Origin of the sequence: Streptomyces sp. NBC_00659 (assembly GCF_036226925.1) — a bacterium.
Classification (GTDB): domain Bacteria; phylum Actinomycetota; class Actinomycetes; order Streptomycetales; family Streptomycetaceae; genus Streptomyces.
This window is the reverse complement of record NZ_CP109031.1, coordinates 1,186,359-1,212,053: the sequence shown is the minus strand read 5'-3', so window position 1 is coordinate 1,212,053 and position 25,695 is coordinate 1,186,359. Positions and strand designations below refer to the sequence as shown.

Annotated in this window: 20 protein-coding genes; 12 read left to right on the top strand and 8 right to left on the bottom strand. The window is 68.9% G+C overall.

Going from position 1 to position 25,695, the window contains the following annotated elements; translation table 11 throughout:
* The 5 genes from OG410_RS05085 to OG410_RS05065 all read left to right on the top strand — a co-directional run bounded on the left by OG410_RS05085 (nucleotide 1) and on the right by OG410_RS05065 (nucleotide 7,171).
* Nucleotides 1-1,287: an amidohydrolase family protein gene (locus OG410_RS05085; protein WP_329298016.1), complete on the top strand. Its 1,287-nt coding sequence runs from the start codon at nucleotides 1-3 to the stop codon at nucleotides 1,285-1,287.
* Nucleotides 1,284-2,060, top strand: a complete 777-nt coding sequence (locus tag OG410_RS05080) for an alpha/beta hydrolase (RefSeq protein WP_329298015.1) — start codon at nucleotides 1,284-1,286, stop codon at nucleotides 2,058-2,060. The genes OG410_RS05085 and OG410_RS05080 overlap by 4 nt, the downstream gene beginning before the upstream one ends.
* A complete protein-coding gene (locus tag OG410_RS05075; protein WP_329298014.1) occupies nucleotides 2,057-3,529 on the top strand; it encodes a glycoside hydrolase family 43 protein in 1,473 nt (490 codons plus the stop codon). The genes OG410_RS05080 and OG410_RS05075 overlap by 4 nt, the downstream gene beginning before the upstream one ends.
* Nucleotides 3,530-3,611: 82 nt before the next feature.
* A complete protein-coding gene (locus OG410_RS05070; protein WP_329298013.1) occupies nucleotides 3,612-4,574 on the top strand; it encodes an alpha/beta hydrolase in 963 nt (320 codons plus the stop codon).
* Nucleotides 4,571-7,171 carry a family 78 glycoside hydrolase catalytic domain gene (locus tag OG410_RS05065; protein ID WP_329298012.1) on the top strand — a complete coding sequence of 867 codons (2,601 nt, stop codon included), beginning with the start codon at nucleotides 4,571-4,573 and terminating at the stop codon, nucleotides 7,169-7,171. The genes OG410_RS05070 and OG410_RS05065 overlap by 4 nt, the downstream gene beginning before the upstream one ends.
* On the opposite strand, the gene OG410_RS05060 is transcribed toward OG410_RS05065, so the two are convergent.
* Nucleotides 7,161-7,982, bottom strand: a complete 822-nt coding sequence (locus OG410_RS05060) for an IclR family transcriptional regulator (protein ID WP_329298011.1) — start codon at nucleotides 7,980-7,982, stop codon at nucleotides 7,161-7,163. The two genes, OG410_RS05065 and OG410_RS05060, sit on opposite strands and share 11 nt — an antisense overlap.
* 129 nt (nucleotides 7,983-8,111) lie before the next feature.
* On the opposite strand from OG410_RS05060, the gene OG410_RS05055 reads away from it, so the two are divergent.
* From OG410_RS05055 to OG410_RS05030, 6 genes are all read left to right on the top strand, one after another.
* Complete coding sequence (locus OG410_RS05055; RefSeq protein ID WP_329298010.1) at nucleotides 8,112-9,653, top strand: ABC transporter substrate-binding protein; 1,542 nt, start codon at nucleotides 8,112-8,114, stop codon at nucleotides 9,651-9,653.
* A 95-nt stretch (nucleotides 9,654-9,748) separates the two neighbouring features.
* Entirely contained in the window at nucleotides 9,749-10,690 is a 942-nt protein-coding gene (locus tag OG410_RS05050) for an ABC transporter permease (RefSeq protein WP_329298009.1), read from the top strand.
* Nucleotides 10,687-12,648 (top strand): dipeptide/oligopeptide/nickel ABC transporter permease/ATP-binding protein, encoded by a 1,962-nt coding sequence (locus OG410_RS05045; protein ID WP_329298008.1) that lies wholly within the window; start codon nucleotides 10,687-10,689, stop codon nucleotides 12,646-12,648. Before OG410_RS05050 ends, OG410_RS05045 begins: the two co-directional genes overlap by 4 nt.
* Nucleotides 12,645-13,634 (top strand): ABC transporter ATP-binding protein, encoded by a 990-nt coding sequence (locus tag OG410_RS05040; RefSeq protein ID WP_329298007.1) that lies wholly within the window; start codon nucleotides 12,645-12,647, stop codon nucleotides 13,632-13,634. Before OG410_RS05045 ends, OG410_RS05040 begins: the two co-directional genes overlap by 4 nt.
* 50 nt (nucleotides 13,635-13,684) lie before the next feature.
* The gene (locus tag OG410_RS05035) at nucleotides 13,685-14,920 is read left to right on the top strand and encodes a family 1 glycosylhydrolase (RefSeq protein ID WP_329298006.1); all 1,236 of its coding nucleotides are present in this window, start codon (nucleotides 13,685-13,687) and stop codon (nucleotides 14,918-14,920) included.
* The gene (locus OG410_RS05030; RefSeq protein WP_329298005.1) at nucleotides 14,913-17,528 is read left to right on the top strand and encodes a glycoside hydrolase family 78 protein; all 2,616 of its coding nucleotides are present in this window, start codon (nucleotides 14,913-14,915) and stop codon (nucleotides 17,526-17,528) included. Before OG410_RS05035 ends, OG410_RS05030 begins: the two co-directional genes overlap by 8 nt.
* A 65-nt stretch (nucleotides 17,529-17,593) precedes the next feature.
* On the opposite strand, the gene OG410_RS05025 is transcribed toward OG410_RS05030, so the two are convergent.
* Together OG410_RS05025 and OG410_RS05020 are read right to left on the bottom strand one after the other, a co-directional pair.
* Entirely contained in the window at nucleotides 17,594-18,259 is a 666-nt protein-coding gene (locus OG410_RS05025; RefSeq protein WP_329298004.1) for a DUF4389 domain-containing protein, read from the bottom strand.
* 132 nt (nucleotides 18,260-18,391) lie between these two features.
* Nucleotides 18,392-18,769, bottom strand: coding sequence for a hypothetical protein (locus OG410_RS05020; protein ID WP_329298003.1), 378 nt, complete (start codon nucleotides 18,767-18,769; stop codon nucleotides 18,392-18,394).
* 833 nt (nucleotides 18,770-19,602) lie between these two features.
* On the opposite strand from OG410_RS05020, the gene OG410_RS05015 reads away from it, so the two are divergent.
* Nucleotides 19,603-19,929: a hypothetical protein gene (locus tag OG410_RS05015; protein ID WP_329298002.1), complete on the top strand. Its 327-nt coding sequence runs from the start codon at nucleotides 19,603-19,605 to the stop codon at nucleotides 19,927-19,929.
* Between the two features lie 492 nt (nucleotides 19,930-20,421).
* On the opposite strand, the gene OG410_RS05010 is transcribed toward OG410_RS05015, so the two are convergent.
* The 5 genes from OG410_RS05010 to OG410_RS04990 all read right to left on the bottom strand — a co-directional run bounded on the left by OG410_RS05010 (nucleotide 20,422) and on the right by OG410_RS04990 (nucleotide 25,605).
* Nucleotides 20,422-21,669 (bottom strand): MDR family MFS transporter, encoded by a 1,248-nt coding sequence (locus tag OG410_RS05010; RefSeq protein WP_329298001.1) that lies wholly within the window; start codon nucleotides 21,667-21,669, stop codon nucleotides 20,422-20,424.
* Between the two features lie 7 nt (nucleotides 21,670-21,676).
* Complete coding sequence (locus OG410_RS05005; protein ID WP_329298000.1) at nucleotides 21,677-22,261, bottom strand: C39 family peptidase; 585 nt, start codon at nucleotides 22,259-22,261, stop codon at nucleotides 21,677-21,679.
* Between the two features lie 85 nt (nucleotides 22,262-22,346).
* On the bottom strand, nucleotides 22,347-23,279 hold the full coding sequence (locus OG410_RS05000) for a D-alanine--D-alanine ligase family protein (RefSeq protein WP_329297999.1): 933 nt from the start codon (nucleotides 23,277-23,279) through the stop codon (nucleotides 22,347-22,349).
* A gap of 17 nt (nucleotides 23,280-23,296) precedes the next feature.
* Nucleotides 23,297-24,370 carry an alanine racemase gene (alr, locus tag OG410_RS04995; RefSeq protein ID WP_329297998.1) on the bottom strand — a complete coding sequence of 358 codons (1,074 nt, stop codon included), beginning with the start codon at nucleotides 24,368-24,370 and terminating at the stop codon, nucleotides 23,297-23,299.
* A 2-nt stretch (nucleotides 24,371-24,372) separates the two neighbouring features.
* Nucleotides 24,373-25,605, bottom strand: coding sequence for an ATP-grasp domain-containing protein (locus OG410_RS04990; protein ID WP_329297997.1), 1,233 nt, complete (start codon nucleotides 25,603-25,605; stop codon nucleotides 24,373-24,375).
* Between the last annotated feature and the right edge of the window lie 90 nt (nucleotides 25,606-25,695).

Genomic DNA, 25,695 nt, shown 5'->3' with positions numbered 1-25,695 from the left:
ATGTCCGATCAGCGCATCCTCTTCGTCAATGGCAACGTCTTCGACGGCTCGGGCGCCCCGGCCGTCCGCGCCGACGTGGTCGTCCGCGGCGAGACGATCGAGGCGGTGGTCGTCGGCGGTGGCGTACAGGCGCAACCGGGCGACCAGGTCGTCGACTGCACCGGCAGGACGGTCATGCCCGGCATGATCGAGTCGCACTGCCATCTGACCTTCCCCTCGGCCGTCGGTCACATAGACACCTCCTTCAACCCGCCGCTGGACGTCAGCTTCTTCCATCACATGCCGACGCCGGACGAGCACCTCGAGATCGCGAAGCGCAACGCGCGCATCCTGCTCGACCAGGGCTTCACCAGCGCCTACTCGGCCGGCTCGCTGACCCCCGTGCCGACCGAGGTGATCCTCCGCGATCAGATCAAGGCCGGCGCCGCGGTGGGACCGCGGATGCGTGCCGCGTCGTTCGAGCGCGACAACAACCCGGTGCAGATGGGCCCCGACGGCCCGCGCGAACAGAAGACGGGGCCGGACGCGGTGCGCGCGTTCATACGTGAGCAGGCCGCGATCGGCTTCGACAGCGTCAAGCTGCTGATGAGCAACGACGACGTCTTCTTCGAGGGCGGGTCGATGGTGACGCAGTACAGCGCCGAGGAGGCACAGGCCGCCGGTCAGCAGGCGCGCGAGTCCGGTGTCTGGCTCAACTGCCATGCCCAGAACCCCGAGTCGATCAAGCGGGCGGTCGCCGGCGGCTTCCGCTCGATCTACCACTGCTCCTACGCCGACCAGGAGGCGATCGAGCTCCTCGAAGAGGCGAAGGACTCGGTCTTCCTCTCGCCTGCTGTCGGCATCATGTGGGCCAACGTCCACGAAGGCGAGGAGTTCGGCATCGACACCGCGACGGCCCGGAAGATGGGCTCGGTGAAGGCGCTCGACGCTATGACGAAGCTCTACCCCGAGCTCCGCAGGCGCGGCCTGCGCGTGCTGCCGGGCGGAGACTACGGCTTCCCCAACAACCCGATCGGCCGCAACGCCCGCGACCTCGAACTCTTCGTCAAGCTCTTCGGATACAGCCCGCTCGAGGCACTCAAGGCGGCCACCTTCCACGGAGGTCAGGTCCTCGACCTCCCGGTCGGCCTCCTGGCGCCGGAATACCTGGCCGACATCCTCGTCGTGGACGGAGACCCGACGAAGGACGTGACCGTGCTGCAGGACGCCGACAACCTCGTCGCCATCGTGCAGGGCGGCCGGTTCCACAAGGGCGCCGAGCAGCTCACGCGCGGTGTGGCGGCATGAGGCGGTTCGACGACGTCGAGTACGCCGTGGTCCCGGGCTTCCGCCCGCTGGAGCTCGACCTGTACCTGCCCGACGCGGTGTCCGCGGCGGGCACGGTCGAGGTGCCGGTCATCGTCCACGTACACGGCGGTGGATGGCGACGCGGTTCGCGTCGGCACCCGCTGCCGCGCCTGGGTGAGGACTTCTACCCCGCGATGGTGCGGGCGGGCTTCGCGGTGGCGGCGATCGACTACCGGCTCAGTGGCGAGGCGACCTACCCGGCCGCGGCCGACGACGTCCGCGCCGCGGTCGAGGCCGTGGCCGAGGTCATGGCGCCCCACGGGGTCCGCGCGGGGCAGGTGTTCCTCTGGGGCGACTCCGCCGGTGCGCACCTCGCCCTGCTGGCCGCACTCACCGGCTCCGCCGTGGCCGGAGCGGTCGCGTGGTTCCCGGTCACCGACCTCACCGCCATGCCCGACCCCGTCGATCCCGGGACGCGCGAGGCACTCTTCCTGGGAGCGCCTGCCGCGGAGGTCCCGGACCTGGCCCGCGAGGCCAGCCCGATCCACCACGTGCGTGCCGACGCGCCGCCCGTGCTGGTCATGCACGGCGACAGCGACACGATGGTGCCGACCGCGCAGAGCGTCGACTTCACCACGGCCCAGACCGCGGCGGGAGGGTCCGCGCAATTGGTGCTCGTGCCCGGCGCGAGCCACTTCTGGGACGGCGCCGAGGACGTGCCCGCCCTGCAACAGGAGTCGCTCGTCTTCCTGCAGAAGCTCGTCACTCCATGACCCGTCCGCTGATCCCGGGATTCAACCCGGACCCCAGCGTGGTGCGGGTCGGCGACGACTACTACCTCGTCACCTCGTCGTTCGAATACCTGCCGGGCCTGCCGGTCTACCACAGCACCGATCTACGGGACTGGCGTCAGATCGGGCACGTGGCGACCAGACCTGAGCAGGTCGAGCTCGAGCGGATTCCGACGCCCGGCGGAGTCTGGGCCCCGACACTGCGCCACCGCGACGGCCTCTTCTACCTCATCGTCACCGTCTTCCTCGGCGGCCGGGGCTGCGTCGTCTTCACGGCGACCGATCCGGCCGGCCCGTGGAGCGACGGCGTGAGCATCCCCGCCGTCGACGGGATCGACCCCGATCTCGCCTGGGACGACGACGGCACCGCGATCGTCACGTTCGCCCGCCATCCCGACCCGATCCAGCAGGTCCGCGTCGACCTGACGACCGGCCGGGCCATCGACACGCCCCGTCCGGTCTGGGCCGGCAGCGGCGGCTATTCCCCCGAGGGCCCGCACCTCTACCGCCGTGGCGCCTGGTGGTACCTGGTGGTGGCCGAAGGAGGCACGGACCGCGGCCACGCCGTCACCGTGGCCCGCGCTCCCACGCCCGACGGACCGTTCGAGAGCTGCCCGGGCAATCCGGTCCTCACCGCCGCCGGTACCGGCCGGCCGGAGCAGAACCTCGGCCACGCCGACCTGGTCGAGACCGACGCGGGGACGGCGCTCGTCTGCCTCGGGGTCCGGCCGGTGGGGCTGGCGCAGTCGTTCTCGCCCCTCGGCCGCGAGACCTTCCTGGCCGACGTCGACTGGACCGACGACTGGCCGGGCGCGCGGCTGACCGAGCTGCCGCCGGTGCCGGACGAGGAGGTCACCTACGACCTCGGCGCGCCGGACGCGCTGACCGACCCGGTCTGGATCGCCGTACGCCAGTTGCCGACCGCGGTCGCCACTCCCACGCCCGACGGTCTCCTCATCCGCCGCAGTCCCGGTCACACTGGGCTGGACGGCCCACGACCGGCCTTCGTCGGGCGTCGGCAGCGGCACCTGGGCGCCGTGGTGAGCGCTGTCCTCGACGTTCGGGAGGGCCGCGGGGGCCTCGCGTTCCGCAACGCGGAGGACAACCTGGTGGCGCTGGAAGCCCGCGTCACCGGAACCGGGGTCGAGGTCGAGGCGCGGGTGGTGGTGGCGGGGTTCGACCGGACCTGGCACGCCACCCTGCCGTGCGGAGACGTCGAGCTCACCATCGCCATGGCGCCGCCCCCGGCCGACTTCGCCGCCGGTGCGGTCGGGGGCGACCGGATCCGGTTGACGGCCCGGGTGGGCGACGACGACGTGACGCTTGCCGAACTGGACGGCCGGCACTGGTGCTTCGAGACCGCCAAGGCGTTCACGGGCCGGGTCGTCGGGCCGTTCGCGACCGAGGGCGCGGTCCGGGTCCGCCGGCTCCGGTACTCGGGCCGGTCCTGACGTTCCGTTCAGCCGGTCCTGACGTTCCATTCAATGGCGCGGCCGGGTGACGTGGATCAGCGCGACCGGAACGCTGCGACGCATGCCGATTCATCCTGAGACCCTCCAGCGCTTCGCGCACATCGAGGGTGTTCCCAGCATGCAAGCCTTCTTCGAGGACCCCCAGTACGCCGAGCGGCGGGTCGCCTTCGAGTCCTGGCCGGACTACGAAGTCCCCGACGTCCCGGTGCGCGCGACACAGGCGCCCGGACCGCACGGTCCGGTGCCGGTACGGGTCTACGGCGAGCGTCCAGGAGCGACCGGGCGGCCCGCACTCGTGTGGATGCACGGCGGCGCCTTCATGATGGGCGACCTGGACATGCCCGAGGCGGACTGGACCTCGCGGGAGGTGGCGCGGCGCGCCGACGCGGTCGTGGTCTCGGTCGACTACAGACTGTGTCAGAACGGCGTGCACTACCCGGTGCCCCACGACGACGTCGTGGCCGCGGTGCGCTGGGTCCGCGAGAACGCGGCCGAACTGGGTGTCGACCCCGCGTGGATCTCGGTCGGCGGGGCCAGTGCCGGCGCCAACCTCGCCGCGGGAGCCGCCCTGAAGCTGCGCGACGAGGACCGCCGGCCCCCCGCCCACCTGATCTTCGCCTACGGCGTCGCGCACGCGGTGCTCCCGCCGCTCGGTCCCGAGCTGGCCGGGCTGATGAGCCACGTGCCCAAGGTGCTCCACTTCCCGCCGGAGATGCACGGCTTCTTCAATCACAACTATCTCGGTGGCCCACTCAGCAAGGCCGACGGATACGCCTTCCCGATCCTGGCCGACCTGCGAGGGATGTGCCCGACGCTGGTGCTCAACGCCGAGTACGACGACCTGAGGGTCTCCGGCGAGGCCTTCGCGGCGGCGCTCGCGGCCGCGGGCGTGGACGTGCGCCAGGTGATGGTGCGCTCGATGATGCACGGCTACCTCAATCTCCCGGCCACGTTGGGGCCGACCGCCGCAGCGCTGGACCTGATCGCAGCCACGGTCGGCCGGCCCGTGCCCCTCGACGCATGAGCGCGCCGACCACGCCGGCAGTCGAGCACCTCGGTTCTCCGCTCGGGCTCGGTGAACCCGCGCCCCGGCTGTCCTGGCGGCTCCCGGAGGGCACGCGCACGCAGACGGCGTACCGGATCCGGGCGGAGTTCGGTGGTGCCGTGCACGACTCGGACTGGGTCGAGTCCGCCGGGACCGTCCTTGAGGCATGGCCTTTCGATCCGGTCGGGTCGGCGCAGCCGGTGAGCTGGCGGGTGCGGGTGCGGACCGATCGAGGGGAGTCCGGCTGGTCTGCCGCGGCGAGCTTCGAGACGGGCCTGCTCGCCGCCGGCGACTGGACCGCTTCGTGGATCCGGCCCGGCGAACCGGACCCGCTCCCACAAGCCCCGCGCCCCGCCTATGAGTTGCGCGGTCGCCTGACCATCCGTCAGCCGGTTCGCCGCGCCCGGCTCTACGCGACCGCGCACGGTCTCTACGAGACCTTCCTCGACGGGGTCCGGGTCGGCGATCTCGAGTTGACCCCCGGGTACACGCACTACTCGGCCCGGGTGCCGGTACAGGCCTACGATGCCACTCCGCTGCTCCGGCCGGGGCCGGTCACCTGGACGGCGCTGCTCAGCGACGGCTGGTTCCGCGGCCAGGTCGGGATCTTCCGTGCGGTCGATCAGTGGGGCGAACGCACCGCGTTCCTCGCGCAGTTGCACGTGGAGTACGCCGACGGCACCACCGAAGTGTTCGGCACCGACGCGGGCTGGGAGTCACGGCCGTCGAGCCTCGTCCGCGCCGACCTGATCGACGGTGTGACCGACGACCGGCGTGCCACCGACGCGGCCGGATGGCGCCCCGTGGAGCCGGCCGGCCTCGGCTACGAGACGCTGTTCTGGTCGCCCGCGCCACCGACACGTCGCATCGAAGAACTACGCCCGAGGTCGGTGGTACGACGCGGCGACGACCGGCAACTCGTCGACCTGGGCCAGAACATCAACGGCTGGATCCGTCTGAGCAACCTCGGCCCGGCGGGCGGCGAGGTGACGCTCGTACACGGTGAGGCGCTCGACAAGGATGGCGATCTCACGACCGACCACCTCAGACCCGCGGTGCCGTTCCTGCCCGCGCCCCTTCCCGCCGGGCAGGTCGACCGCGTCATCTCCGCCGGCCGGCCCGGTGACGTGTTCGAGCCGCGGCACACGACCCACGGCTTCCGGTACGTCACCGTCGAGGGTCATCCCGACGATCTGACACCGGAGGACGTCACGGGCGTCGTGGTGCACAGCGATATGCGCCGTACCGGATGGTTCTCGTGCAGCGACGAGCGGATCAACCGGCTTCACGAGGCCGCTGTGTGGAGCTTCCGCGACAACGCCTGCGAGATCCCCACCGACTGTCCCCACCGGGAGCGGGCGGGGTGGACCGGCGACTGGCAGCTCTACGCGCCGACGGCCGCGTTCCTGTACGACGTCGCCGGATTCTCGGCCAAATGGCTGGGCGACGTCGCGATCGAGCAATGGCCCGACGGCACGATCGCCAACATCTCGCCGCACGGCCCGGCAGAGGGCCCGCACGGTCCCACCGCGCCGTTGCAGGGTTCGGCGGGCTGGGGTGACGCCGTCGTCATCGTGCCCTGGGAGCTCTACCGCGCGTACGGCGACGAGCGGATCCTGGCCGATCTGTGGCCGAACATGGTGCGCTGGGTCGGCCGCGCCGAGCGGATGGCCGCCACCGGCCGGCACCCCGGTCGCACCGGCCCCGAGGCGGCGCACGAGCGCCACCTGTGGGACACGGGCTTCCACTGGGGCGAGTGGCTGGAGCCGGGCAACGAGGTCGACGACTTCGGCGCCTTCGTGGCCGCCGACAAGAGCGATGTCGCCACGGCGTACTTCGCGCATTCGGCGGGGCTGATGGCCCGTATCGCCGAGGTGCTCGACAAGCCGGCGGAGTCGGCGCGGTACGCCGAGCTCGCCGCCCGCGTCACCGCCGCCTGGCGCACCGAGTTCCTCGCCGCCGACGGCACGGTGCGCCCGGCCACACAGGCCAACCTCGCGCGGGCGCTGACCTTCGGGCTCATTCCGGGGGAGGCCGTGCCGAACGCCGTGGCGCAGCTCGTCGGCCTCGTCCGGGCCGCGGGCACCCATGTCGGCACCGGCTTCCTGGCGACGCCCTTCCTCCTGCCGGTGCTGGCCGAACACGGCGAGTCGGATCTTGCCTACGAGCTCCTGTTCCAGGACGGTCCGCCGTCCTGGCTGCACATGATCGATCGCGGTGCGACCACGGTCTGGGAGCGCTGGAACGGGATCGCGGACGACGGCACGCCCCACGAGTCGCTCAACCACTACTCGAAGGGGGCGGTGATCAGCTTCCTCCACCGTCACACCGCGGGGCTGCGGCCCCTCGATCCGGCCTACCGCCGCTTCCGGGTGGCCCCGCTTCCCGGCGGCGGTCTCACCGCGGCCTCCGCGGCACTCGAGTCGCCCCATGGACGCATCGAGTCGGCCTGGCAGCTCACAGGCGGCCGGCTGCTTCTCGAGGTCGTCGTGCCCCCGGGCACGACCGCCGAGATCGTCCTGCCGAACGGTGAAGCAGATGTGGTCGGCCCCGGCCGGCACACCTTCACGTCCTGAGCGCCGCCGTCGGCAAGGCCGCGCTGGGGGCGCCGAGGGCGCGCGAGATGCTCTGCGCGGCGATCCGCACCGCGTAGGTGAGCCGGCGTGGCTGCGCCTCGCGTTCGGGGAGCAGCACGCCGATCGCGGCGACCGCCTCGTCGCGCTCGTCGAAGATCGGCGCCGCCACCGCCACCAGCGTCTCCAGCTCGGTACGACGGAAGATGGCCACCCGCTCCCTGCGCACCTCGGCGAGCGTGCGCCGTATCACCGAGGCCGGAATCAGCGCCTTGTCCGGCTCGCTGTGCAGCGGCCGCGCGAGCAGTTCGTCCTGCACCTCGGCCGGTGCGAAGGCGAGGAGCGCCAGCCCCATGCCGGTCGCGTGCAGCGGCATCTTGCCGCCGACCCGGTACCGCACGTGGACCGCCCGGTGCGCCGAGAGACGCTCGACCAGCGTCGCCTCAAGACCGTCGCGGACCGCGAGTTGCACGTGCTGGTGCGTGACCGCTCCCAGGTCGCTCATGAAGGGCAGAGCCGTCTGGCGCAGACCGTGACCGCGCGGGGCGAGTGAGGCGACCTCCAGCAGCCGCAGGCCGATCGAGTACCGGCCGGCTTCGTCCCGCTCGAGAGCACCCCAGGCGAGCAGCCGGTTGGCCAGCCGCAGCGTCGTGCTGACCGGAATGTTGCTGAGCCCGCTCAGCTCGCGCAACGTCAGATGCCGCCGTGTCGCGTCGAACGCCTCGAGCAGCGACAGCGCCCGGTCGATGACGGGTTCTCCCTGCGGTGGGCGCTTGCCCCGGCGTGGGGCCGGGGCGGCAGCCGTCTCGCTCACGAATAGCACCTTCCGATTAAGCGCGCGTTTCAATCAATGGCAATCATTGCTGACTTGTGTGACTGGCGCCACTCATTGTTCTCCCCAAGTCGGGCCAAGACCCCGACCTGGACAACCCGAGAGGCTTCGATGACCGGCTTCACCTTCAAGCGTCTGGGAGTCAGCACGCTGGCTCTGGCGACAGCCACCGTCTCTCTGGCGGCGTGCGGCTCCTCGACGAACAGCGCTGGTGGTGCCTCGAGCACCACACTCACCATCGGCTACGACTCCGACCCGGCACCGCAGGGTTACGACCCGCTGCTCTACGGCGGTGGCCAGCGACTCTTCTACGAGTCGGTCTACCAGTCGCTCTTCGCGGAGGGCGCCGACGGTCAGCCCGTCCCCGAGCTCGTCTCGACCTTCAGCTACAACAAGGCCAAGACCCGGATGACGCTGAAGCTGAAGTCCGGTGTCACCTTCACCGACGGCTCCAAGCTCACCGCTCAGCTCGTCAAGGCGAACCTCGACCGTCGCAGCAACTCCAAGCTGCAGGCCTACTCCGGCTTCGCCAAGGGCGGCTCGACCGAGATCAAGGACGTCGAGGCCCCGAGCGCGGACACCGTCGTGCTCACCTTCCCCGCTGCGCAGGGGTCGTTCCAGACGAACCTCATGGGCGTCCCCGGGGCGATCGTCGGAGCGAAGGCGATCAGTGACCCGAGCCTGCTCAACCAGGGCCCGGACGGCTCGGGCCCGTACAAGATGAACGCCGCAGTCAAGGGCAGCAGCTACACGATGAGCCGCCGGCCCGGCACGAACGCGGGCACCTACCCGTTCCGGACGATCGCCTACAAGCCGTACCTGGACAAGAACGCTCGTCTGAACGCGCAGATCTCCGGGCAGACGGACGTGTCGCTCATCGACACGTCCACCGAGCAGACGGCGGCGTCCAACGGCGTCTCGCTGGCCAAGAACGGCGGCACGATGCTGGACCTGCTGGTCTTCGACAAGACCGGGGTCACCTCGAAGCCGTTCGCCGACAAGGACGTCCGCCGGGCACTGAGCTACGCGATCGACCGGGACGCCTTCGTCAAGACCGTGGCCAAGGGCGCCGAGCCGACAGCCAACGCCTTCCCCAAGTCCTCGCCCGGCTACGACCCCGCGCTGAACACCCAATACGCCTACGACGTCGCCAAGGCGAAGCAGACACTGAGCCAGGCCGGCTACCCGAACGGGTTCTCGTTCACCATCACCGCCAGCCCGACCATTCAGGCCGCGCTGGAGTTCCTGCAGAACCAGTTCAAGGCGATCGGCGTCACCATGAAGATCGACGTCACCACCTCGACCGGCCAGCTCTTCGCCGCGGTCAACACCCAGCCGCTCGGCTTCATCCCGCTGACGATGAGCAACGAGATCGGCGTCACCGCGGGGGTTCTCGTGGGCGGCTTCGCCAACCCGCACAAGACGCAGAACCCGGTGATCGGGGCCGCGCTCGGGGCGGCGTCGAACGCCTCCGGCCCGGACCACCCCGCCGCGCTGAAGAAGCTGAACGGCGCGCTGATCGACGAGGGCTGGCTGATCCCGGTCGCCGAGCAGTACGCGTACGCCGGCTACAACGCCAAGGTGCTCAAGACGCCGACCTATCCCGGCACCGACGGCTACCCGCTGCTGAGCTCTTTCAAGCCGGTCGCCTGACCGTTCCCCCGCGGTCGGCCGGCGGTCCTCGGGATCGTCGGCCGACCGACGGGACAGCGCGCTCGGTGCCGTGATCTCGGAAAGGAACTCATGTCATGTTCACCTACGTCGCCCGTCGTGTCGGGCTCGGTGTCGTCACCGTCCTGGTGGCCTCCGTCCTGAGCTTCCTCCTGGTGCACGCCTCCGGCGGCAGCCCGGGAGCCATCACCGCCGGGGAAGGGGCTACCAGGGCCCAGATCGCGGCGGAGAACGTCCGGCTCGGCTGGGACCGTCCGCTCGTCGCCCAGTACGCGAGCTGGCTGGGACACGCGGTCCGCAGCGACCTCGGGGTCTCGTTGATCGACGGTCACGGCATCTGGCCGGACCTGATGCAGCGCGTACCGGTCACCGCTTCGATGGCCGTCTTCGCGACCCTGTTCAGCGCGATCCTGGGGATCCTGGCCGGAGTCGTGGCGGCGGTGCGACGCGGCAGACTCGATCGCCTGATCACGGTGAGCAGCGGGATCATGCTCTCCCTGCCGCAGTTCTGGCTCGGCATCCTGCTGGTGTACGTCCTCTCGGTGAAGGCGCGTCTGCTGCCCGCCACCGGCTACGTCGGGTTCATGACCTCGCCGGCGCAGTACGTCCAGAGTCTGGTTCTCCCGGTGCTCGCGCTGGGGCTGACCGGAGCCGCGATCATCGCCCGCACGACCAGGGCCGGCATGGCCGACGCGCTGCGGCAGGAGCACATCCGCACTCTGCGGGCCCTCGGTACGCCGGTCTGGCGGATCCGCTACCTGCACGCGCTGCGCTTCGCCGGTGCGCCGGTGGTGTCGGTGATCGGCATCCAGTTCATCGCCCTCTTCGGCGGCTCGGTCATCATCGAGCAGCTCTTCGCGCTCCCCGGTCTCGGCCAGGCCGCACAGGGCGCGATCAACACCCACGACTTCCCCGCCGTCCAGGGCGTCGTCGTCATCGCCACCGTGGTCGTGGTCGTCACCAATCTGCTCCTCGACCTCGTCCTCGCCGCCCTCGACCCGAAGGTTCGTGCCGCGTGAACGCCTTCACCGAAACCGTCCAGGTGCCCGTGGCGTCCGAGCCGACGTCCGGCCGGCACCGACCGCCGGCCGCGCTGCGCCGCCCCGCCACCGTGCTCGCGCTCGTATGGCTGGCCGCGATCGCGATCGCCTCGGCGACCGCGCACTGGTGGGTGCCGTTCCAGGTCGACCAGCAGGACCTCGCTCACGCCCTGGCAGGCCCCTCGGGCGGGCACTGGCTCGGCACCGACGAGCTGGGCCGCGACATCTTCTCCCGGATCGTCACCGGTGGCTGGATCTCGATCGGCCCGGCACTGCTGTCCGTGGCCGTGGCCTTCTGCGTCGGCGTGCCGATGGCGCTGCTCGCGGCCGAGCACGGCCGCAGGGTCGAAGGGCCCCTCAGCCGCGTCGCCGAGCTGCTCCTGGCACTGCCGACCACCGTGATCCTGCTCGCCTTCGTCGGCGCGGTGGGGGTCCACGTCTGGGCCATCATGGCCGTTCTCGGGCTTCTGCTCGCGGCGCCGGTGTACCGGATCCTGCTCGCGCTGGCCCAGGCGCTGCGCACCCGCCTCTATGTCGACGCGGCGAAGGTGAACGGCGTCGGCTCCTTCCTGGTGAACGTGCGTCACGTGCTGCCCGGCATGGCGACCACGATCGCGGTCCAGGCGGCGCAGCTCTTCGCGCTCGGCATCCTGATCGAGGCCGGCCTGGCGTTCATGGGTTATGGGCCCGCCATACCGGCGCCGAGCTGGGGCGGCCTCATCGGCGACGCCCAGCAGCACATCTACGACGACGCCTGGATGATGGTTCCCACCGGTGTCGTGCTCGCGTTGACCGTGATCGCCGCCAACCAGATCGCCGACGCCCTGGCCGGTGAGCGGGAGCGGACCGCCTCCGCCCGCCGCCCCGCGCGACGAGCGGTTCGGCCTCCGGCAGCGGCTCCGGCCGGGGGCGAGGCATCCCCTCGGACCGACGGAGCCCTGCTCGAGGTGCGCGATCTGCACGTCGGCGTCGTGGAGGGCACGGAACTGGTCACCGGTGTCTCGGTGTCGGTCCGGCCCGGCACCGTCCTCGGCCTGGTCGGCGAGTCCGGGTGCGGCAAGACGATGACCGCACGGTCGCTGATGGGACTGCTGCCCGACGGCGTCGAGGTCAGCGGCGGCTCCATCCTCTTCGAGGGCCGGGAACTGGTCGGGCTCTCCGACAAGCAGTACCAGGACGTCCGCGGCCGGGACATCGCGATGATCTCGCAGGAGCCGATGGTGGCGCTCGACCCGATGTTCTCCATCGGCCATCAGCTCACCCGGCCCATCCGCCGCTTCCGCGGGGTCGGCCGCGACGAGGCCCGCCGCATCGCGCTCGACCTGCTCGCCCAGGTCGGCATCGTCGACCCCGAGCGCATCCTGCGCAGCCACCCTCACGCACTGTCCGGCGGCATGGCCCAGCGCGTCTGCATCGCTCTCGCGCTCACCGGCTCGCCGAAGCTCCTGATCGCCGACGAGCCGACCACCGCTCTGGACGTGACCGTGCAGGCGGAGATCCTCAGCCTGCTGCGCTCGCTGGTGCGCGGCACCGGCCTGTCGGTCGTCCTGGTCAGTCACGACCTCGGTGTGGTGGCGGACCTGTGCGACGACGTCGCCGTCATGTACGCCGGTCAAGTGGTCGAGTCCGGGACCGTCGCCGAGGTCCTGGACCACGCCGCGCATCCCTACACGAGCGCGCTGCTGAGCGCGAACCCCCACATCCCGCAGGGGGAGACGGTCCCGGACCGGCTGCCCTCGATCCCGGGCACGGTGCCGGCGCCGAAGGACTGGCCCACCGGCTGCCGGTTCGCGAGCCGGTGCCCCCTGGTCACCCCCGAATGCCACGAGCCGATCGCGGCGGCGCCGGCGCACGGAGCGGGAGCCGTGCGCTGCATCCACCCGTCGGCCCTGGCGCCGAGCACGGTCATGCCGAACGAATCCGGAGTCGTCCGATGAACCAGCCAGCCCTCAGCGTGCGGGATCTCGTCGTTCACTACGGACGCCGTCACAGGACGCCTCCCGCCGTCGACGGGGTCAGCTTCGACATCGCGCCGGGCGAGACCCTCGGGCTGGTCGGTGAGTCCGGCTCCGGCAAGTCGACCATCGGCAAGGCGATCCTGGGACTTCAGGCGGCGAGTTCCGGGTCGATCACGCTGAACGGAACGGACATCACCACGGCCTCGCTGCGACAGCGCCGGGTCAGCGCGATCGACCTGCGCGCTGTCTTCCAGGACCCCTACTCCTCGCTCAACCCGGTCCAGAGCATCGGCCAGACCCTGGTGGAGCCGCTACGAGTGCTGCGCGTCCCGAAGCCGGAGCAGTGGCAGCGGGCCCGGGAGGCGCTCGAGGCGGTCGGTCTGCCGAGCGATGCGATCGACCGCTCTCCCGCGCAGCTCTCCGGCGGCCAGCGTCAGCGCGTGGCGATCGCCCGCGCCCTGGTCTGCGACCCGAGGGTGATCGTGCTCGACGAGCCGGTCAGCGCTCTCGATCTCTCCACCCAGGCGCAGGTGCTGAACCTGCTGGCCGATCTGCGTGACCGGCGACAACTCGCGCTGCTCTTCATCGCGCACGACCTGGGCGTCGTCCGGTTCCTCTCCCAGCGGGTCGTGGTCCTCTACCGCGGCCAGGTGATGGAGCAGGGCGATGTCGAATCGGTGACCCAGGAACCGCGTCACCCCTACACCGTGGCGCTCACCGCGGCCGCACCTGTGCCCCATCCGGCCGAGCAGGCTCTCCGCCGCGCCGCGCGCGAATCCTTGGGCATCGGCGCGGCCGGGACAGCCGCGGCGGCACCGACGGGCTGTCCGTTCGTGAACCGGTGCCCGCACGCGGGGGACCTCTGCCGCACCGAGCGGCCGCCTCTCATCGGCACCGGCACCGGTGGCACCTCCGCGGCCTGCCATCGCCTCGACGAGGTCGCCGCGCTTCGTACGGCCCACTGACCCCCGCACCACTTGCGACCCACTGACCGCGCACCACCTAGGGAGATCCCATGCACCAGTTCCCCGACGGCTTCCTCTGGGGAGTGGCCAGTGCCGGCCATCAGACCGAGGGCGACAACGTGACCAGCGACTGCTGGTTCGCCGAGAACGTGACACCGACCGTCTTCAAAGAGCGCTCGGGCAAGGCGTGCAACGGTTGGGAACGCTGGCGCGAGGATGTCGACCTGGCCGCCGCCATGAACCTCGACGCCTACCGCTTCTCCGTCGAGTGGGCACGCGTCGAGCCCGTCGAAGGCGAGTTCTCCGCCGCCGCGCTGGCCCACTACGAGGCGATCGTCGACCACTGCGTCGAGCGAGGTCTCGCCCCGGTCGTCACGTTCCACCACTTCGTCGCCCCGCACTGGTTCGCCGCGCGCGGCGGATGGCTGGACGCCGAAGCCCCGGAACGGTTCGCGCGCTTCTGCGACCGGATCATGGCGGCCTTCGGCGACCGGATCGCGGTGGCGGTAACGATGAACGAACCCAACCTGCCGCCGATGCTGGCCTGGGCCGGGCTGCCCGACTTCGTCCGGGACCTGGAGCGGGAGACGCTGGAGGCCTGCACCCGGGCGACCGGCGTCGAGCGCTACCGCCTCACCAACATCACGCTCGCCGAGGAGGCCGGCGCCCTGCTCGCGGGCCAGGCCGCGGGGCACCGCGCGGCTCGCGCGGCGATCAAGGCGCGTCGCGCGGATCTTCCCGTCGGCCTGTCGATCGCGATCGTGGACGACCTCGTCCACGGCCCGGATCCCACCCTGCGGGACCGCAAGCGCGCCGAGGTCTACCAGCCCTGGCTGGAGCTCGCGCGCGAGGACGACTTCATCGGCGTACAGAACTACGAGCGGCACCACTACGACGCGACCCGTGCCGTGAACCCCGACGGCACACCCGCCGAGGGCGGGGTGATGAACCGCACCGACCCGGCGTCGCTCGGCAGCTGCGCGGAATACGCCCACGCGGTGAGCGGCGTGCCGGTCCTGGTCACCGAGCACGGCATGCAGGCGGACGACGACACGAAGCGCGCCGGTTTCATCGAGCCGTCGCTGGCAGGTCTGCAGCAGGCGATGGACGCCGGCGTCCCGGTGCTCGGCTACTTCCACTGGACTCTTGTGGACAACTTCGAGTGGATCTTCGGCTTCGGGCCCAAGCTCGGGCTGCACAGCTTCGACCCCGTCACCTTCGAGCGCACGCCGAAGCCGAGCGCGGGCGTCTACGGCGGCCTGGTCGCGGAGCTGCGCCGTGGATGAGGTCTCCACCGTCCGCTTCGAACATCGTGACGATCCGCTCGGCATCGGGGAGGACCGCCCGCGGCTCTCCTGGCAGGTCGCGTGTCAGCAGGGATGGCGACAGGCCGCCTACGAGCTGACCGTCGGCGACGAGTTCTTCCATGTCGACTCGGCCGACTCCGTGCTGGTGCCGTGGCCCGCGAGGCCGCTGGCGTCCCGCGAAGCGCGCGAGGTCCGGGTCCGCGTCATCGGCACCGACGGCGAGGTCTCCGACTGGAGCGACCCGGTCGGTGTGGAACGCGGTCTCATCGCCGACGACTGGAAGGCCACGCTGATCGAGCCGGCCGGGGACGAGCGGGGGCCGGCGGCACTCCTGCGCCGCGCCTTCGTCGCCGACGGCGAGATCGCCCGCGCCCGCCTCTACATCACGGCACACGGGATCTATACGGCCGAACTCAACGGCGAGCGGGTCGGCGACGATGCCCTCGCCCCGGGGTGGACCAGCTACCACCATCGGCTGCGCTACCAGACGTACGACGTCACCGGGCAGGTGTGCGCCGGTGAGAACGCGATCGGGGTACAGGTCGCCGACGGCTGGTGGCGAGGCCGGGTCGGGTTCGTGCCCGGGTGGCGCGACACCTACGGCAGCTCGCTGGGTCTGCTCGCACAGCTCGAGATCGACTACGCCGACGGCCGGCGTCAGGTGATCCCCAGCGACGAGGGCTGGCGCTCCTCGACCGGGCCGATCCGGTCCGCGGATCTCTACGAGGGCGAGAGCTACGACGCGACGATGGCGCTCCCCGGCTGGTCGTCTCCCGGATTCGACGACCAGGAGTGGGGCGGTGTGCAGCGCGGCGAGCGCGACCCCGCCACCCTCGTGGCTCCGTCGGGGCCGCCCGTCCGGGCGGTCGAGGAGCGCGTGCCGGTCGACACGATCACCACTCCCTCCGGCCGAACCGTCCTCGACTTCGGCCAGAACCTGGTGGGACGACTCCGCATCCGGGTGCGGGGCCGCCGCGGCGCGACCGTCACCCTGCGCCATGCCGAGGTACTGGAGAGCGGCGAGCTCGGAGTACGGCCGCTGCGCACGGCCACGGCCAGTGACCGGTACGTGCTCGCCGGGGACGCCGACGGCGAGCGCTGGGAGCCTTCCTTCACCCTGCACGGCTTTCGCTACGCCGAGGTGAGCGGTGACTACGACGAACTCGAGGTGACGGCGGTCGTCTACCACTCGGACATGCGCCGGACCGGCTGGTTCGAGTGCTCCGACCCCTTGCTCAACCGTCTGCACGACAACGTCGTATGGGGGATGCGCGGCAACTTCGTCGACGTCCCCACCGACTGTCCGCAACGCGACGAGCGCCTGGGCTGGACCGGTGACATCCAGGTCTTCGCGCCCACGGCCGCCTACCTCTTCGACTGCGCCGGCCTGCTCACCTCCTGGCTGGCCGATCTCGCCGCGGACCAGACCGCGGAGGGCGTCGTCCCGCTGTTCGTGCCGCGGATCGACTTCCCGGGCCCGTTCGCGGAGCCGGCTCCGACGGCCGGCTGGAGCGACGCCGCTGTCATCGTCCCCTGGGTCCTCTACCAGCGGTTCGGCGATGCGGGGCTGCTCCGCCGCCAGTACCCGGGCATGCGGGCCTGGGTCGACGGCGTGACCGCGTCGCTGGGGCCGGCCAGCCTCTTCGACAAGCCCGCGTTGCAGCTCGGCGACTGGCTCGACCCGGCGGCACCTCCGGACGCGCCCTGGCAGGCCGAGACCGACGCGCACCTGGTGGCCACCGCCTACCGCGCGCACGTCGCCGGCCTGCTGTCCCGGATCGCCGCGGTGATCGGCGAGGAAGCGGACGCGGCCAAGTACGGCGACCTCGCCAACGCGGTCCGGCAGGCGTTCCACGACGAGTACGTGACCCAGGGAGGCCGGATCGCCGACTCCGGGCAGACCGGTTATGCCCTGGCGCTCGAGTTCGCCCTGCTGCCCGACACCGAACAGCGCGCGCGGGCGGCACGGCAACTGGTCCGGCTGGTGCGGGAGAAGGGCCACAAGGTCGCCACCGGCTTCCTCGGTACGCCGGTGATCTGCGACGCCCTCACGTCCGCGGGCGCCATCGACGACGCCTATCAGATGCTGCTCCAGACCGAGTGCCCGTCCTGGCTGTATCCGGTGACGATGGGGGCCACCACGGTCTGGGAGCGCTGGGACTCCATGCTCCCCGACGGTTCGGTCAACCCCGGGGAGATGACGTCGTTCAACCACTACGCCCTGGGCGCGGTGGCCGACTGGATGCATCGCGTGGTCGCCGGGCTCGGGCCGGGCTCACCGGGGTACCGGTCGCTGCGGATCGAGCCGCGACCCGGGGGACGGATCTCGTGGGCACGCACGGCGCACCGCACTCCCTACGGCCTGGTCGAGGTCGCGTGGGAGCGGGCCGAGGGTGAACTCCGCGTCGACGTCACCGTGCCGACCGGGTCGGTCGCGACGGTCGTCCTGCCTGGCCTCGAACCCAGGGAGATCGAATGCGGCACGCATCGCTTCGTGGTGCCGCACCCGGGCCCGCAGGCGGACCGCGAATGGCACCCGACCCCGCCCTTTCCGCTCGACGACATGCTCGCCGAGGGAGATCGCTGACGGACAAGATTCCTGGTCGACGTGCTGCCACGGCCGCTCGGGAAATGCGGCCACCAGCGCGGTGATCACAGCCGCTGCTGCGGAGCAGTGCTCTCGGAGCCGCCCTGGTCCAGGCGGAACGGTGGGTAGGCGTCCGTCATCAGAACGACGTAGGCGGTGACGCGCAGGACCCACCGGTTGAGGCCGATGATCAGGTCGAACAGGTCCTTCGGATACTTCTCGGTGAAGGCCAGGATCACGGCCGCGATGACCGTCAGCACGCCGATCAGCCCGCCGGACCACCATCCGAACTGGGCGCCGCCGAGGAAGAAGCCGGTGACCAGGTACTGCGGGATGGCCAGGAGCCACCACTTGACCAGTACCAGGCCGCGGGAGAGCCGCTCGGGGTAGGCGATGTCCAGCCGTGCCGGGTAATCCGGCTCCTCGCCCAGGCTGAACGGCGGGTACCGGTCGGTGCCCAGGGCGTCGTACGAGTAGTACGAGACCCGCCAACTCCAGCGCAGCACACCCAGGTTGAAGTCGAACAAGCCCCGGGGGTAGCGCTCGGTGAACAGGATGGCGAAAAACGCGATCACGGTCACGACGGTGAAGGCGATCCAGAGGAAGAACAGCACCACGTAGTGCGGAATGGCGAGGATCCACTTCACGAGCCACAGCCATCGGGACAGTGGCGAGTCGATACGCGCGTTCACCCGGACCGGGCGCTCGGGGAATCCCGCCAGGTTCGTCATGGTGATCAGCTCCTTCACCTCGGCATGGAGTCGCCGAGTGGGCTCATGACCAGCCTGGCCGCTTCCGCCCGATGTCGCGAGGGCAGGGGGGAGACCCGTACGGGCGCCTGCCGCACTACGCAGCCGCATCGGTCACGATGATTCCCCCTGGGAGTGGAGGTCGCGGGCGGCGAGGCGCTGCCCGTCGGTGTCGGCGACGACGAGATTCCAGGCCGTTCCGTCACCGTCGTCGCCGTCCCACCAGCGCGCGAAGTCGCGGGCCAGGCCGCGTACGCCGGGCCCCTCGGCTCCAGCGGTGTACGTGGTGGTGAGCTCGACGTCGTATTCGCCGGCGTCGAGGTGGACCAGCGTGACCCCGGTGAGGTGGCGGGCGGAGTCCTCGGCCTCGTTGTTCCGCGCCCAGCTCCCGAAGCGGTGGAGCAGGTCCGCGTCCGGCTCACGCCGGGTGACGGGGCCGCTCGGCGGGTGGGGGCGCTGTTTCCGCTGCCCTGCTTGCAGCCCACGACCCATGCTCCTCGGTCGAGGTCCACCACCGTCGTGGGCTTCGCGGTGAGGGAGCGGCGGACGCGCCCACCGTTCACCTCCCGCACCGCGGAGCCCTTGCCGCCGTCCTCGAACAGCCGCTTGCCCACGGCGAATCCGGCGTCGTACGCCTGCCGGTGTCCGGGCGCGGACGCGGACGGCCGGCCGGGTCCGCCGGACGGCGCCGCCGACGGTCGGGCGGAGTCGCCCGTGAAACCGCACGCGGTCGCGGCCAGGCACGCTCCCACGACGAGACCGAGCGCGCGAGCCCGCCCGATCGAGCCGGTGGAGGGGTGAGGTGTTGTCGCCATACCGGGCCAGATGTCTTTTCTGGATCACCGGTTGCTCGGCTGTGCAGGATGGCGTTATTTCGTACAAAGATTCGACAAGAGGAGTTTTTTATTGGCTAGGGTCGGCGGCTCGCACAAGATCGGGATCGCTGACCACGGTCCGGAATGCCCATATGGAGGGGAAATGAGGCTGAGACGCGGCCTTGTCACCGTGACCGCGGTGACCGCCGCAATCACCTTGTCCGGACTCACCGCTGGAGAAGTACTGGACGCCCGAGCGCATGGCCGAGGCTCTGCCCGTATACGAGGACCAGGTCCGCGACGCCGGCCTGTCCGCCGCGCGGCGCAAGAAGCTGCTGCGGTCGCCGTCGCACACATTCGAGGGCATCAAGGAAGTCGGTACGTTCTACTGGGACGAGCGCCGGGACGGCGAGCTGTACCACCGCTACTGCGCGGGCACCGTGGTGCCGTCGCCCGGCAAGGACCTGGTCCTGACCGCGGCGCACTGCTTCGACAATTCAGGACCAGCACATGAAGCAGGTCTTCGTGCCGAAGCACAGCAAGGACCACCCGGCCCCGTACGGGCTGTTCCCCATCAAGGTCGGGCAGATCCATGCCGACCCGCGCTATATGCGCCGCGGCGGTGACCACGACAACACCGGCCTGGACTTCGCCATCTTCAAGACCGAGCCCCGGTCGGACGGCCAGAAGCTCCAAGACGTCGTCGGCGCGATTCTCATCGGCTATGACACCGGCTTCGGCCACCCCAGGACCCGGGTGATCGGCTACCCGTGGCTGGACAACGGCGACCCGCACTACCACCCGAAGCAGGACCCGCTGGACTGCACTCGCCGATGAAGAAGTTCACCACCGGAGACGAGGGCGGCTGGAAGGGGGGTACGTTTTCACAGATCGATTGTGAAGGCTACGTGTCCGGCACGTCCGGCGGACGAGAGGGGCTTCCACGGCGAGAAGCGGCTGATGCCGCCGAACGACACGTGGAAGCATGCCCCTCCATGGCGCATTCCCGACGGGGGTTCCCAGCGCATTCCCGAACCGGTGAGGGACACAATCACTCGTCGACGCAGCCGAGTTGAACCGAATGGCTCTCGTCACATCCGGGAAGGCTTCGGAAGAGCACATTCTCCTTTCCGACGACGAAGTCCAGCGTCCCCAGGGGGCGATGACCTCGCGTTTCACGGACCGCTGGTGCTGATACTTCGGCGGCGCGTCGTCCGCGATCGCTCCGCGGACAGTGTTCCTCGCGATCCCGGTGTTGCAGTCGTTTGCGGGCGGCGGGCAGCTCCCGTGCTGGGGCGGTGGTGTTGGTCGGTTGGGGTATGGCAGATGTCATGCGGCTTGGGCCCTGGCCCTGATCCTGGGCATGAGCATTCTTTGGCTTGCGGCCGACAGCACGCAGAGGGCCGCGCAGGTGGCCCAGAGATAGGAGGTGCCCTTGGCGAGTAGCGTGGTGCCGAGGATAGGCGCTACTAGAAGGGCTGTTGACCAGGCCACTCCATAGAGGCCGTAGTAGCGGCCTCGGAGGCTGGCTGGAGCGAAGGATGCGATAACAGCCTGGTTGACCGAACTGACGGCGATTTCTCCGAGTGTCCAGAGCGCGATCGTCAGGCCGTATCCGGTAGCCGAGGAGACGAAGGTGGTGCAGCCGAATCCGGCTCCCAGGATGAGGACGCCGCCGATGAGGACATGACTTGGATCCAGCCGTGTGAGGATCGGACTTGCCAGGGGCTGGATGCAGACGATGATTATGGCGTTGATAGCCATGGCATATCCGTATGTGGATGCCGACAAGCCGTCCATTCTCATTGCAAGCGGCAGTGTCGTGACGGCCTGACAGAAGACGATGCCGTAGGCGAACCAGGAGCCGAGGTAGGCAAGCAGGAGTCGGTCTCGTGCAGCGTCCAGGTAGCGGCTGGATACATCTGGTTCGGTGGTCGATTGGAGGGAGGTTTTCTTTACTGCTCTCCACACGAGTGCCGCGGCGGTCAGGCAGGTAGTTGCATTGAACCAGAATAAAAGGGTGAAGCCGTACCGGACCAGTGTGCCTCCGGTGACCATGGACACCGCGTATCCGAGGTTCACAGCCCAGTACAGCAAACCGTAGGCGCGTGGGCGTTCTGCGGGGGAGCACATGTCGGCCACCAGCGCTGCGGACGCGGGCCGGTGCATATCGCCTGTGAGCCCCACCAGCAGGGTGCATATGACGATCATGGTCATGTTATCGGCCACGCCGAGAAGGAACAAGAACATCCCTGTTCCGGCCATCCCCGCTGTCATGGTGATGCGGTATCCGAAGCGGTCCACGCACCAGCCGGCGCAGAACTGGGAAAGGATGCTGCCGAAGCCGGATACGGAAAGGACGACTCCGACCATGTGGAGCGAGATATGCCGTTCCTGGGCCATGTAGGTTCCCAGGTACGGGATCACCATGGACCCTAGCTGGTTGGTCAGCGTGCCAGCCCAGACTGTCCAGAAAGTACGATCGAGTCCTCCGTTCCATGAACGGAGTCGGTCTTTCAGGAATGATCTTGTGCGGCGCTCAGGTTTGATCGCCGCGTCATTGGGTTGTGCCGTCATGGCTGTGTTAACTCCCCCTGGGCGGGGAGAGGATGACTCCTCTCCCCGCGAAAAAGCGCGTGAAGTCGTGAGTGGTCACGGGTGCGTATTCTTGTGAAACACCAGCGATGCCGGACGGATTGTTGAGGTATAGGTGGTTGTCGTCGGCCTTCGCGACGAGAACGAGGTGTCCGCCCTGACCGGGTGCCGACCGGTCAGGCCAGCGGATGTCCGGATGGACCGATGCCATAACCAGCTTTCCTTCGGCCACGGCGTGCTGGATCTGTCCGACGGTCAGTTCCGTATGGACGGCTGCGGGCAGCGCATATCGTTCTTCGACCCAGTTCGCGAAGGGCCGGTATATCAGCCCGATGAGCCTGCCGTCCTTGTGAATATATCCCCCGGATGCCATGCACTCTTTGGCGAGTGTCACGGTCGGTTGGGTCAGGCCCATCCAGTGGTCCAGAGCCATGTTGAGGCATGCCATGCCACAACAGCGCCAGCTCCAGAAGTCGTATTCGTCGAGGGACTCTGCGCCTGATTCCTGCCATCGTGGATCTTCTCGCGCGCTGAGGGTGCCAGTGATAATGGCGTGGACCAGTTCCTTCGACATCCACTGGGAGTGGAAAGGGACTCGTCGTGCGGCTGACTCCGGCATCGTATTTCTTCCGATTGTGAGGCTTGCGGCAGCGGGCCCGTCAGGGGCAGTAGGCGGGACGTCCCGCTGCACTGTCCAGAATGATCTCGATCATTCTTTCGTAGGAGAGCCCATGGGCTTCGCACATGGCGGCGAGGTTGCCCTGGTGCGTCAGGCCGGGAACGGTGTTGATCTCCAGCACAACGGGTCCGTCGAAGCCCATCATGAAGTCCACCCGGGCGACGCCCCGGCAAGCGCATGCGGTGAAGACCCGGCGGGCCAGCTCGTGGAGGGCGGAGGTGACTTCCTGCGGGAGGAGAGCCGGGCAGCGGTAGGTGCGCATCTGCGGGTCGGACTTGGCCTGGCTGTCGTAGAACTCCTTGTGGGGGATGGCCTCAAGAACCGGAAGTGTCTGAAGTTCCCCGTCGACCTCCAAAACGCCCACAGTCAGCGTGTTTCCTTCGAGCAGCGGCTCCACGAGATACTCATCAGGCGTGAACTCCCCTTCCGCCTGGATGAGCGCGCGCAGGTCATCGGCACTGCGGACGATACCTGCGGCCAGGCTCTCGCCGCTTGACGCGGGTTTGCCGAACAGCGCAGCGCCAAGGCGCTCGATCACATCGTTGATCTCGTGGCCGCTCGCGTCCGAGCGCAGAACGGCCCAGGGTGCCGTGGGTATGCCTTCGGCCTTCATTAACTTCTTGAACGTCGGCTTGTGCATGCCGATGGCACTGGAGAGTACGCCGGGTCCGGTATAGGGAACGCCCTGCAGCTCCAGCAGTCCCTGCAGCTTGCCGTCCTCGGCGAACCATCCGTGGCCGGCGATGAAGGCCGCGTCGTACTCGTTGAGTGTCTTCCAGAAACCGTCGTCGGACATGTCGATCAGATCTGCGGTATGCCCGAGGACTATCAGTGCCTTTTGGGCGGCTTCTCCTGAGAGGTAGGAACCGTCTCGTTCAGGACTCGGTCCGCCGACCAGGACAGCGATACGCATGAATGCTCCTATTTTGTTCATGAGAGGGCTTGAGCGCTTGTAAGGGTTCTGCCTGCTTGATGGATCGTCCGGCGTCTCACCCTTCTGGGGTCTGCCGAGATGCCGGTGGCCAGTTCCAGATTGGTCACTCCAGCCGCTCGGGCATGATCTTCGAAGGAAAGACCGTCTCCGATGAGAGTGACCGGAGTGCCTGCCGGTACATGGCGGTCCAGCGTGACGGCGATGGCGTCCATCGCAACCACCCCGGTGACTGGGGCCGGCTTGTCGCCGACGAGTACGTGGGACCGACTGAGCCGTTTACTGAAACCGTCTCCGTAGCCCACCGGGATCACCCCCATGTAGAGGCGTCGCGTTGCGGTGAAACCGCAGCCGTATCCGACGCTCTCGCCTGGCAGCAGCCGACGGGACTGCGCGATGTAACTGGTCCAGCGCAGCGTCGGACGCAGATCCAATTCCTCGGGCCGTACTCCTTCGAGGGGAGACATTCCGAGGAGGGCGGTGCCGCAGCGAGCCGCGTCCAGACGGGTGTGGGGAAAGAGAAGAGTCGCCGCGCTGTTGGCGATGTGCTTGGTCACGCCAGGCAGGTAGGCAAACCGGTCGAGGAAGCGTGCCGTCTGCTCGGCTGTGTAGTCCGCATCAGCATATGCGTGAGCGAAATGACTCATCACCCCGACCGTTCCTGCGGGAAGCGGTTGCGGAAGTCTTTCTTCTCCCCACCGGTTCATTCCGGTGTTCAACTTCAGATGAATTTTGACACGGCCTTGCAGCATGGGAATTGATTCCCGACTGTGCGCCACGCACTCCAGGCCGGCATGGCTGGCGACGGAAACATCCTCAACAGAGACCGGACCCATCACAATGATGCGTGCAGAGGAGAAACACTGACGCAGCGCAAGACCCTCCTGGATCGTCGCTACGCACAAGGCTTCTGCTCCGGCTCGCAGGGCGGCCTCTGCTACAGGAAGAGCACCGTGCCCGTAGGCGTTGGCTTTGACTACGGCCCAGAGAGCTGTCCCGTCCAGGACTTTGGTCAGTGTCTCCACATTGTGTTCCACCGCAGCGAGATCAAGTGTTAACTCCGCGCGGTGCATGGTTACGCCTCCGCGTTCGTATTACCGGGCGCGAAAGTGAATGCCTTGTCTGAAGCCAGGTATTCAGCCAGATCCAGCAGTTCTTCCGCAGTGCTTGCGCTGGCCACGATACGCACGAGGGTGCCGCCCTTCGTACCGCGTTCCCACTGAGGACGGTCACCGACCCGGTATGTCATCTGAACATCCTCAACAGATTCCCAGGCTCTCAGGTCCTCGAGAGAAGGAACCGACGCCAGCACAACATCCGCAGCCGGCGCTTGAGGGCAGTGGAATGCCGAGTAACGCCGCAGCGGACCCAGTTCGGGCACGGGGGCACCAGTGGCAACCGCCGCCATCGCATCGACGACGTCGTATCCGTAGCAATGGTGCAGCATTTCCGTGACGCCGCCGCCGATGCGGCTGTTGACCTCGATGACACGCGGACCATCTGCCGTGAACATGATTTCTGTGTGCACGGCAGAATTAGTTATGCCCATAGCGCGAATTGCCTGCGACGCAGTTCCCAGGACGAGCGCACTCACATCGTCCGGCAGCATTGACGGCATGATGCCGCCGTTCTCCCGGAACGGCTCCGTCAAGGTGAATTTATCAGTAACGGACAGATTGTGGACAATCCCGTCAGCCACGACAGATTCCACACTGGCATAGGGTCCGTAGCGATCGTCGTCGTGCCACGCTTCACCTATCAGCAGCTCTTCCAGAACGAAGTCTGGTGATCCGCTTCCGCGTGGGTCACCTAGGTAGTCGGCGGAAGCCGCATCCCACAGTGCGCTGAGATCGGTGCCTTCTGTCACTCGATACGTTGCCATGCTGCCGACACCCGCGGCAGGCTTCAAGATCGATGGGGTGCGCACTTCGGCGACCGCCTGATGAAGATCGGAGGCAGAGCTGACACGGGCGAAGCGGGGCACCGGCACGCCGGCCTTCGCCATGGCCTGCCGCTGGGCATGTTTGTCCTGCAGGGCGGTCAGCGACTGCTCCGAGTTGGACGGCAGTCCCAGTTCCAGTGCGGCGGTGTGGACGGCGGTCACCACCAACTCGCTGAAGCCGACTATGCCGTCCGGTCGCCAATCCCGGGCAAAACTCACGATGCCGGCATGTGCGTTGTCGTACGTCGGCAGCGTGGAGTGTGTGCAGTGGGCGGAGAACACCTCCCTCCTGGCATCGTCCTGGACGTCGTCTCCACTGGGGATCCATAAGACGTGCAGGTCGTAGGACGCGGCCAGGCGTGGCACGTACCACTCCAGGAAAGGCCCTCCGGGGCCGTCAACGACCAGCAGTCTGCTGCGTCGAGGGCGCATTGTCACGTTGTCTCCTCAGGCTCG